At 61.4% G+C, this 9,916-nt stretch carries 9 protein-coding genes; 3 read left to right on the top strand and 6 right to left on the bottom strand.

Translation table 11 applies throughout. The annotated features are described in order from the left end of the window. Nucleotides 1–49: 49 nt before the first annotated feature. Complete coding sequence (locus EI293_RS12290) at nt 50–436, top strand: helix-turn-helix domain-containing protein (protein ID WP_125438012.1); 387 nt, start codon at nt 50–52, stop codon at nt 434–436. Then, nucleotides 433–999, top strand: coding sequence for an IS630 family transposase (locus tag EI293_RS12285; protein WP_246010602.1), 567 nt, complete (start codon nt 433–435; stop codon nt 997–999). Before EI293_RS12290 ends, EI293_RS12285 begins: the two co-directional genes overlap by 4 nt. 117 nt (nt 1,000–1,116) lie before the next feature. On the opposite strand, the gene EI293_RS12280 is transcribed toward EI293_RS12285, so the two are convergent. From EI293_RS12280 to recQ, 5 genes are all read right to left on the bottom strand, one after another. After that, nucleotides 1,117–1,932 carry a helix-turn-helix domain-containing protein gene (locus EI293_RS12280; RefSeq protein ID WP_125438010.1) on the bottom strand — a complete coding sequence of 272 codons (816 nt, stop codon included), beginning with the start codon at nt 1,930–1,932 and terminating at the stop codon, nt 1,117–1,119. A gap of 145 nt (nt 1,933–2,077) precedes the next feature. Beyond that, nucleotides 2,078–2,848: a hypothetical protein gene (locus tag EI293_RS12275; RefSeq protein WP_170170358.1), complete on the bottom strand. Its 771-nt coding sequence runs from the start codon at nt 2,846–2,848 to the stop codon at nt 2,078–2,080. Between the two features lie 133 nt (nt 2,849–2,981). Continuing rightward, nucleotides 2,982–3,869, bottom strand: a complete 888-nt coding sequence (locus tag EI293_RS12270) for a hypothetical protein (RefSeq protein ID WP_125438006.1) — start codon at nt 3,867–3,869, stop codon at nt 2,982–2,984. 52 nt (nt 3,870–3,921) lie between these two features. Beyond that, nucleotides 3,922–4,629 carry a DUF2306 domain-containing protein gene (locus tag EI293_RS12265; RefSeq protein ID WP_246010626.1) on the bottom strand — a complete coding sequence of 236 codons (708 nt, stop codon included), beginning with the start codon at nt 4,627–4,629 and terminating at the stop codon, nt 3,922–3,924. A 149-nt stretch (nt 4,630–4,778) separates the two neighbouring features. Continuing rightward, on the bottom strand, nt 4,779–7,031 hold the full coding sequence (gene recQ, locus EI293_RS12260; RefSeq protein ID WP_125438004.1) for a DNA helicase RecQ: 2,253 nt from the start codon (nt 7,029–7,031) through the stop codon (nt 4,779–4,781). Nucleotides 7,032–7,188: 157 nt separating this feature from the next. Here recQ and EI293_RS12255 point away from each other — a divergent pair, with 157 nt between their 5' ends. After that, entirely contained in the window at nt 7,189–7,533 is a 345-nt protein-coding gene (locus tag EI293_RS12255) for a four-helix bundle copper-binding protein (protein WP_125438002.1), read from the top strand. Nucleotides 7,534–7,857: 324 nt separating this feature from the next. On the opposite strand, the gene EI293_RS12250 is transcribed toward EI293_RS12255, so the two are convergent. After that, complete coding sequence (locus EI293_RS12250) at nt 7,858–9,741, bottom strand: glycoside hydrolase family 13 protein (protein WP_125438000.1); 1,884 nt, start codon at nt 9,739–9,741, stop codon at nt 7,858–7,860. Nucleotides 9,742–9,916: the final 175 nt, after the last annotated feature.

The following is a 9,916-nucleotide window of genomic DNA, read 5'->3' as shown; positions in this document are numbered from 1 at the left end:
TTAGAGCGAATTCCAGGTTTGTGTACAGGTTTTAGTGTAGATTCCGTTGATGAAAGCCTACTCCACCGACTTGCGTGAACGTGTGGTGGCCGCTTGTCAGCAAGGCGGCCGCACAATTGGCGAAGTGGCCGCGCAATTCAGCGTGTCGGATTCGTTTGTGCGCAAGCTACGTCGGCGCCAGCGCACGAGCGGTTCGGTGGCTGCTTTGCCGCCACATAGCGGCCCGGCGCCAGTGCTGAACGCGGCGGCTCAGGCGCAATTGAGCGCCTGCTTGCGCCAAGAACCCGACGCCACGCTGACCGAACTCTGCATCTGGTTGGCCGCCATCGGCGGCCCGGCCGTGAGCCAGACCACGCTCTGGCGGGCGGTGCAGGCGCTGGATTGGCGGCGAAAAAAAAGAGTGTCCACGCTGCCGAGCGCGACACCCAACGCGTGAGGGCCTTGCGGGCCGCCTTTCTCGAAGCCGTACAAAGCGAGGATGTTACCTGTTTCAAGTTCGTGGACGAAACCAGTACGAACCTGACCTACTGCCGCCGTTACGCCCGCGCCGAAGGCGGCCACCGCGCCCCGCAAGCCACGCCGTTGCACGGCGGGCCGAACGTGACGCTGGTGGCGGCGCTGACCCCGACCGGCTTGCAAGCGGCGATGACCGTAAGCGGAGCCGTCAACGGCGACGTGTTTGCCGCTTACCTAGAGCAGGTACTTGGCCCCACGTTGCGACCCGGCGATGTGGTCGTGCTCGACAACCTGCCGGCCCACAAAGTGGCCGGCCTAGCCGAACGGGTGGAAGTCCGCGGGGCGCGCCTGCTGTATCTGCCTCCCTATTCGCCCGATTTTAATCCCATCGAACTGGCCTTCAGCAAGCTGAAAACCTGGCTGCGTACCGCACAGGCTCGCACGCGAGAGGCGCTGGAAAGCGTCATCCAAACTGCCATCGACTGGATAACCGAACAGGACGCAAAAAACTGGTTTGACCATTGTGGCTACCATGTACACTAACCTGAAATCTGCTCTAAGTCTTACCTCCTCGGCCCTTACCTATTCGGCACCAAAAAGCCCAACCACCGGGACCGGCAGTTGGGCTTTGGAAGTGAGCGGCAGCCGCTTGCGGCGCGCTTATACCTTCTTCATGGTGCTTACCTGCTGCTGCAAATCGAGCACGATGCTGGCCAGCCGGTTGAGCGAGAGGTCGGCAATGGGGAAGGTGCTGCTGATGTAGGCTTTGGCTTCCCAGATTTCCACCACGTCCTCCACGTCAATCTGGTAAGGCGAGTAGAGCGGGTTATCGGAGTGCAAAGCCAGCATGGCGGCATCCTTGAGGCGGTTGAACACGCGCTTGAACACGATGCCCTCCTTGCCCGATACCACGATGCAGGGCGTACCATCCTTGAGGCTCATCCAGTCGTCCACGTAGCGGCCCACAATCACGGTGCCGCTGGCAATGGGCAGCATCGAGTCACCGGCAATTTCGAAGGCGCGGTAGGTGCCGGTATTGCCCAGCATGGGCAGCCGGAACTTGGGCAGCTCCTCCAGGTACTCGGGGTCGGCGTAGCCATTAAGGTAGCCGGCAGCCGCTTTCTGAGGCACCAGCTCGATATTCTCGTTCTGGTCACGGTCAACCGTCAGGGCCAGAATCCGCAGGTTACTGCCAGTCCGGTTAGTCGTGGTTTCGGTAGCCGCCATCTGGGTAGCTTGGGCCTGCAGCTGAGCGGCGGCCTTGGCATTCTTGCGCTTGGTAAAATCGGTGGTTACCAGCGCGTCCAGGGTAATACCGAACAGGCGGGCCATGTTTACCAGCGTGGTTAGCTTGGGCTCGGCGCGGCCTTCTTCGTACGCGCCCACGAGGGAACGTTTGATACCGAGCTTTTCGGCCATCTGGGCCTGCGTGAGGCTCAGCTCGCGCCGCCAGAATTTGAGGTTGGTGTTAATCATAACGCAGGGGAGCCGGGGAATAGGGCTGCGACGGCAAGCAAGTACCGGCTCACGAAGATACGAACCCGTTTACGCGAATACTAATTCAATTAGCTGAAATTTTTACTAAAAATTTCAGAAAGCTCCTTCGCTCCTCTCCCAGGTCCTACTCGGTAATGTTTGCGCGGGCTGTTGATTTCATTGGCTCGGCCCACCACTCGTCGTTTTCCCAGTAACTGTCCCAGCCCAGCCGGGCGTATTTGGGATTGATAACGATGTCCCGCTCCCCTACCTCAAAGTCTTCCAGCACGTGCTCGGCAAAACCCGTCACGTTTTCCACCAGAATAAATGGTTTGGCTGGCCCCGACGGCCCATTGGTCCACTGCCCGTCAAACAGCAAATCAGCCCCGCGCGCGCCGGCAGTTTTGCGCAACGACCCCGACCACAGCCCCTGCCGGTCGGTAGTGGCTATGTCCAGCACAGCGCGGCCTGCGAAACGACCGGTCCCGGCTACTTCCTGCCAGTCGAAGTGGCCGGTCAACGTGTAGTGACCTACCGCCTTGGCCGCGCCAGGCAAGCGAACAACAGTTACCATACGCATTGATTCCAAGTGCTTCTCGTAGGCCTGTTCGGCTTTATTGAGCGCGGGTTGCCGCTGCAAAGCAGTCAGCTCAATAAAGCCCTGCAAATCCTTTATCTCACCCTTAAACCGGCTTTTGCCCGTAACCAACAAGCGGCGCGGCTGGGCGGCATCGGGCCGAACGCGCAGCAGTACCACCTCAATGCGGTGGCGGTCGGAGCCAAAGAAACCGTTATAGGGCGTGACTTCTTGGCTATTCCGCACCGATTGCAACAGCGGGGCTACCGCGTACCGCTGCAGAAACCGGGTCAGCGCGGAATCAGGCAGGGCGGCCGGCGTGGGCGGTGGTACGGGCAACGCGACTTGGTAGCGGGACGGTGGCAGAGGCGGCGCTGGCAGGGCGGCCGCCGGCCTGTTTGCAGTGGGCTGTTGGGGCTGACAGCTACCCAGCCAACCCAACAGAGCGAGCATCAGAACCGGACGCATAGCCTTATAAAGAGGTGCTAATAACAGCAGCCGAATCGGGAGCGGCTTCCGGCTCTTGGGTCGTTACCTGGCCAGGTTCAGCCCACCACTCTTCGTTCTGCCAGTAGGTGTCCCAGCCCAGCTTGGCGTATTTGGGGTTGAAATCCGGGTCCCGTTCACCTATCGTGAATTCTTCGAAAATATCCTGGTTGTAGTGCATAATGTTACGCACCAGGGTGATGGCCTTGCGCTGACGGGTAGCGGGACTGGTCCAGTAGCCTTCCAGCAACACTTCCCCGCCCATTGCGCCGACTTCCTCGTTCCGGCTGTCGAGGGAAAGTTGACCTTCCTCGTCCACCCGAAAATCGATGACGGCGCGGCCCTCAAACGTACCACTGCCCAGCTGCCCCGAGGCTTCCCGCAGCCGGAAAGTACCGATAGCGCAGTACATGTTCTGCCGGTTGAGTTGCTGCCCATACTCGTTGGATTCGCCTTTGGGAATTTCTACCTGAGGCTGGCTCCTCAATTGGTTGATAGTCAGGTCACCGGTGAAGGGAGTAACGCGCTGCTTAAACCGGTTTCGGCCACGTAGCAGATAATGGGTGGGGTTATCGGGGTCCTGCGTCACCTCCAGCATAGCAAATTCAATACGGTAGTGGTCAGGCCCAAAGAACCCGTTCATCAGCTCGTAGCTGGCCTTTTCCTGCATTTGCAGAAGGCTGGTCAGGTTGTACTGCGCCAGAAACTGCCTTTCCTCAGCCGTGAGAGGCTCATCGGCAGTGGCGGCGGCGGGTTGGGACTTAGTCGGTGTTGTGGGGGTTGAAGAAACAGCTGCCGCTGTCTGCACGGCTGGTTTTTGCTGACAACCCGTCAGCAGGGCGGCACAGGTGGCAGCCAGATAAACAGGGCGCATCGGGAACACAGATAAATAAGTCGAACAACACTTCTACCGGAAAATATACAACTTATCCGGTACCCGCGGCCGCCTTCGGCGGCAAAACCACCGGCGCCACCCGCGGCCCAAATGCCCGCAGATACCACCGTCCCAGCCCCGCCTGCACCAGCAGCTCCGCCAGCAGCAGGTTGCCGGTCCAAGAGAGCCACACTACGGTCAGGTAGGTTTCGATGGGCTTGGTCTGGAAGAAGTAGTAGAGGCCGTAGCTTTCCAGCCGCAGACTCATAGCGGCCAGCGTGACGGCGTAAGCGCGCAGCATCCACTCACTGTGCAGCAACCAGCGCCGCTGCCGGGCTGCCCGGTAGGCCTGCCACGTTACCAGCCACCACACCAGGCACTGCAACGTAAAGCCCACCTTGGCCGGCAGCCCGCCGTTGGCATACGCCGCCAAAATCAGCCCCGACGGCGCGGCCAGGGCCAAAATACTTGCCACGTACATCTGCCCCAGCAGCCGGTGCAAGCGCGGCCAACGGCGGTACAACGCCGGCATCAGCTGCAGCAGCCCCAGCACCAGCACCCACCAGCTACTGGTGATGTGAACATAAAACCCCACCCGAAACCATGGGTTGTCGTTCACAGCGGCGGGCTTGGTAGTCAGAAACAGGATGCCTTTCTCAAACCCCAGGTAGGGCAGCACCATGCTCAGCATGCGCAGGCTGAAAGCGGCCACCGCCAGAAACGCCAGCAGCAACACGAAGCGTTTGAGAAGCAGGGCCAACGGCGGGGAGTGGTGAAATGGTGAAGTAGTGCCGGCGGGCAGTAGCGCGAACTTTGCAGTTCGCGCCTCCGCGCCGTTGGAATCTTTGGAACGGCGCGGGGACGCGGACTACAAAGTTCGCGCTACCGTGGTTTGCGCTACCGTGTGCGCTACTCCCCTTTGAGCCGCTTGAAGTACATCAGGGCCAGGCGCAGGCGGAAGTAGTCGTACTGCTCACGCAGGTGGTCGAACAGGTCGCGGAGCATAGGCTCCCCGCCCAGTTGGGCCTGGGCCGTTTGGATGGTGGCTAGGTCCTGGGGCGAGAGGAAATCTTCGATGCGCAGGTCGAAGCCCTTGGCGTACAGGGTGCTTAGGTGGGTATGCACGGTACTCAGGGCTAGGTTGCGACGCTCGGCAATGGCCTCGGGGCTCAGGCCCATGCGGTGCAGCTGGTAAGTGGCTTCCACAGTACTGCCGGCATCGGTATTCACCTCTTTCTTACGCGGGGCCCGGGGGGCGCCCGGGTCGTCGGGGTCGAGGTTGATGGACAGAGTGTCCTCGTCCAAGTCAGCGAGGGCGGCAGGGTTGCCGCCGTGGGCCAGCACCTCTCGGATGAAGGCCTCACCGTAGTTCTCAAACTTCTTCATGCCCACCCCGGAAATACCCAGCATGGCCACCCGGCTCACCGGCCGCTCAGCCGCCATTTCCTGGAGCGTGGAGTCGGTGAAGATGACGTACGGCGGCACGCCCTGCTCGTCGGCGATGCGCTTGCGCAGGGTACGCAGGGCTTCGAACAGCGCCGCTTCGGGCGAAGTAGCGGCAGGTTTGGCGGCAGCGGCTTTGCGGCCCCGGGGCGTCTTCTCGGCCTTCTCGGCGGGCTGGAATTTCTTCATCAGCACGTTGCGCTGACCTTGCAGCACTTCCTTGCCTAGGGCCGTGATTTTCAGCGAATAGCCTTCCTCGTAGGCAATGTAGACCAGCCCGTCGTTGAGCATCTGGTGGACGTAGCTATACCAGTCGAGGTAGGGCAGGTCGCGGCCCGCGCCGTAGGTTTTAATCTGGTCGAAGCCGCCACTGAGCACGGCCTGGTTGCGCATGCCCCGCAGCACATCAATGAGCAGGCTGATACTGAGCCGCTCCCGGCCGCGCACCACGGCCGAAAGAGCCTTCTGGGCCAGCTCGGTGCCGTCGAAGGTGGTGGGCGGGTTGCGGCAGATGTCGCAGTTGCCGCAGTCCTGGGGCAGGGTTTCGCCAAAGTAGTTGAGCAGGATTTTGCGGCGGCAGCCGGCGGCCTCGGCAAACTGCTGCATGCGCTCCAGCTTGGTGAGGTTGAGCTGGGTGAGGTTGGGGTCGTCCTTGGAGAGCATGTCGCGCAGGCTCATCACGTCGGCGAAGCTGTAGAACAGCACGGCCGTGCCCGGCGCGCCGTCGCGGCCGGCCCGCCCGATTTCCTGGTAGTAGCCCTCGATGTTCTTGGGCAGGTTGTAGTGAATTACCCAGCGCACGTTGCTCTTGTCGATGCCCATGCCGAAGGCAATGGTGGCCACAATCACCTGCAAATCATCTTTCAGGAAGCCTTCCTGCACGCTGGCGCGCTGGTTGGGCGTCATGCCGGCGTGGTAGAAGCCGGCCTTGATGCCCTTGGCCTGAATCTTTCCGGCCAGGGTTTCGCACTGCTTGCGCGAGAGGCAGTAGATAATGCCCGACTCGCCCTGATGGCGCTCCAGAAACTCCAGAATGCCGCCCACGCGGTCCTGGCCCGGGCGCACAATCAGGTTGAGGTTGGGCCGGTCAAAGGACGAGAGGAACACCCGGGGCTCGTTCAGGCGCAGCTGCGTCTGGATGTCGCGCTGGGTGAGGCGGTCGGCGGTGGCGGTGAGGGCAATGATGGGCACCTGCGGAAACTGCTCGCGCAGCACCCGCAGCTGGGTATACTCGGGCCGAAAATCATGGCCCCAGCTGGAAATACAGTGGGCCTCATCAATGGCGAACATGCTGATGCGCATGCGCTTGAGAAACGTGAGAAAGCCCTCCGAGAGCAGCTTCTCGGGGCTCACGTACAGCAGCTTGAGGTAGCCGTTGAGGCAGTCGGCGGCAATGTTGTTTTGCTCGCTCTGGCCCACACTGCTGTTGATGTAGGCGGCCGAAATACCGTTGGCCTTCAGGGCTTCCACCTGGTCTTTCATCAGGGCAATGAGGGGCGACACCACCACGCACACGCCCTCCTGCACCACGGCCGGCACCTGAAAGCACACCGATTTACCCCCGCCCGTGGGCATGAGCACCACCGTATCCTGCCCGGCCAGCACGTTGCTGATGATGTCTTCCTGCATGGGCCGGAAGGAATCGTAACCGTAGTACTGCTTGAGGACTTTGCGGGCTGATTCGAGGGTTGGAGCGAGTGGTTCGGCGGCGAATAACATGGGGTAAAGATAGGGCGAAACCGGGCGGGGTGAAAGCAGGAAGTTAACCCGACCCGGGCGAAAATGGTGCACCCCGCCGGCCCGAATCGTACACGCCCACCGCCCCCGCCGGCTGCGTACAACCAGGTATTATCCTTTCCTTCACCCCCCTCCCCTCATGACCAACTCCCCCGCCTCCGCCACCCAGAACCAGGCCCTGCTCGACGCGCTCAACCACTGCGTAGCCGCCTGTGAGCACTGCGCCACCGCCTGCCTGGGCGAAGAGCACGTGCGCCACATGACCGACTGCATCCGCCTCGACCGGGACTGCGCCGACATCTGTGCCTTAGTCGCCCGCCTCGTGGCCCGCGGCTCCGAGCACGCCAAACACCTCATCAAAGAGTGCATTGAGGTATGCACGAAATGCGCCAATGAGTGCGCCAAGCACAACCACCCCCACTGCCAGCAGTGCGCCGCCGCCTGCCGCGCCTGCGCCGAAGCCTGCCGGGAGTACGCGGGGTAGAATTGTCATTGCGAGGAGGCACGACATGCCGCGCATCAAGCGGTGTCAATCCTTCCTTTTCCGAGCTCCCAGCTTTGACCTATGAAAACCTTGTTAATGCCAGAACGACCGTAGAGACGCGACACTTCGCGTCTCCCGTCAGAACGACCTGTTTTACCTGACATCGTTCAATGCAGAGACGCGAAGTGTCGCGTCTCTACACGCAAAAGGCCCTTGACGTTTGCATGTCAAGGGCCTTTTGAATAGGTCGGGGTTGTGCGCTTTGCAAAGGACGGATTGACGCCGCTTGATGCGCGGAATGCTCTGCTTGCAATGGCAGCTTTTCTACTTCATCAGTTCCAGCACCACGGCCGTTTTGGCGGGCAGTTGCAAGGTTGTGAGGTCGGAAATGGTTTCGCCGGTGAGGACGTTGCGGGCTTTGGTGAAGCCGGCCATACGCTCGGAGAAGCGGACCGTGGGCAGACTGGCGGGCTTGTCGGTGGTATTGCTGGCTACCATTACGGTGCCGGCGTCGGCGTAGCGGAAGTACACGTACTGGCCGTTTTCGGGCAGGTACTGCATCAGCTGGCCGGAGCTGAGCACCGGGTGGGTACGGCGGTAGTTGGCCAGGGTGCTCACGAAGCGGAAGGCGTCGTTTTCGGCCTCGGTGCGGCCGGCGGCCGTGAACTTGTTCTGCGCATCGCCGGGAAAGCCGCCGGGGAAGTCGCGGCGCACTTCGGCGTCGGAGGGGTCCTTGAAGTTCTTCATCAGGATTTCCGTGCCGTAGTACATGCTCGGGATGCCGCGGGTGGTCAGCAGCCAGGTCAGACCCATCTTAAACTTGGCCACGTCCTCGCCTACTTCCGAGAGGAAGCGGTTGTGGTCGTGGTTGTCGATGAAGGTGACGAGCTTGGTGGGGTCCTGGTACACGGCGTCCTGCGCCAGGGCCTGGTACACGCGCTGGGCGCCGTTGTCCCAGCCGGTGGCACCGGGCGTACCTACTTCTTTCAGGCCAGCCAGCATGGCGTTTTCCAGCACGAAATCGAGGCCGCCGGGCTGATTGGACTTGAACGGGAAATCAATCTTGTTGCGCACGTAGTAGGCCTGGTCCACAATGCTGGTCACCGACGACTCCCCGAAAATGTGAATCTTGGGGTACTCCTGCAGCAGGGCCGCGTTGCAGCGGTTCATGAAGGGCTGGTCGTTGTACATGTAGGTGTCGATGCGCCAGGCATCGACGCCGAAGTTCTCCACCGTCCAGAGGGCGTGCTGGATGAGGAAGTTGGCCACGTAGGAGTTCTGCTGGTTGAGGTCGGGCAGGAAGGGTACAAACCAGCCGTCGAGGGTCACCTTGCGGTCAATCTGGGCGGCGTGGGGGTCGGTAATGGGCTGCTGGCGGTAGCTGGTGTTGGTGTAGGTGGGCCACTGGTGCAGCCAGCTTTTCATGGGCAAGTCTTGGATAAACCAGTGGTTGTTGCCGATGTGGTTGTACACGGCGTCCTGCACCACTTTAAGGCCCATGCCGTGGGCTTTCTGCACGAAGGCCTTGTAGGCCGCGTTGCCGCCCAGGCGCTTGTCCACGGCGTAATGGTCGGTGAAGCCGTAGCCGTGGTAGGCGGAGCGTTTGGCCCCGCCCTCGTCGGTGAGGCCCTGGTTGTTTTCGATGACGGGCGTAAACCACACGGCCGTCACGCCCAGCTCCTTGAGGTAATCGAGGTGCTGACTGGCGCCCTGCAGGTCGCCGCCGTGGCGCAGGAAGGGATTGGCGCGGTCGGAGCTGGGGTCGGCCAGGTCGGCAAACTTGTCGTTCGAGGGGTCACCGTTGGCAAACCGGTCGGGCATGGCCAGGTAGATGAAGTCGGCCTGCGTGACGCCCTGGGCTTTCACCGCGTTGTCGCGGGCCTTCAGCTCCCAGTTTTGGGTTACAGTTTTCGCGCCCTTCTTGCCCACCAGCGCCACCTGCCCGGGCTTGGCCGTGGGCGCAATGATCAGGTCGAGGAAGGCGTAGTTGGGGTTCTCGACGGTGTTGGTTTTCACCAGCTTCACGCCGGGGTAGTTCACGGTGTAAGCCAGGGTGCCGGCCTGGGGGCCGTACACCAGCACCTGCACGGTGTTGTGCTTCATGCCCACCCACCAGTTGGTGGGGTTCAGGCGGGTGATGGACTGGGCCGCGGCACCCAGCGGCAGCAGAGAAGCCGCCAGCAACAGCGTATAGAGCGTTTTTTTCATAACAGTGGGAATTGGGGAGCGGAAGATACGGGGCAGGCAGCTATAGATAAAGAACGTCATTCCGAGCTTGCCGAGGAATCTCGCGTGCTGACGTTGCTTCACTAGCCCAGGGTTTAAACCCTGGGCTACGGAGCGGTAGTCGTTCGATGGGAAGCCACCATCAGCACGCGAGATT

Source organism: Hymenobacter perfusus, assembly GCF_003944765.1.
GTDB lineage: Bacteria > Bacteroidota > Bacteroidia > Cytophagales > Hymenobacteraceae > Hymenobacter > Hymenobacter perfusus.
Note: the sequence above shows the minus strand (reverse complement) of the source record. Positions and strands in the feature narration are given on the sequence as shown.

Bases quoted from the DNA above. Each gene is read 5' to 3' on its own strand.
- EI293_RS12290 (WP_125438012.1), top strand. From the start codon at position 50: ATGAAAGCCTACTCCACCGACTTGCGTGAACGTGTGGTGGCCGCTTGT.
- EI293_RS12280 (WP_125438010.1), bottom strand. From the start codon at position 1,932: ATGATTAACACCAACCTCAAATTCTGGCGGCGCGAGCTGAGCCTCACG.
- EI293_RS12270 (WP_125438006.1), bottom strand. From the start codon at position 3,869: ATGCGCCCTGTTTATCTGGCTGCCACCTGTGCCGCCCTGCTGACGGGT.
- recQ (WP_125438004.1), bottom strand. From the start codon at position 7,031: ATGTTATTCGCCGCCGAACCACTCGCTCCAACCCTCGAATCAGCCCGC.
- EI293_RS12255 (WP_125438002.1), top strand. From the start codon at position 7,189: ATGACCAACTCCCCCGCCTCCGCCACCCAGAACCAGGCCCTGCTCGAC.
- EI293_RS12250 (WP_125438000.1), bottom strand. From the start codon at position 9,741: ATGAAAAAAACGCTCTATACGCTGTTGCTGGCGGCTTCTCTGCTGCCG.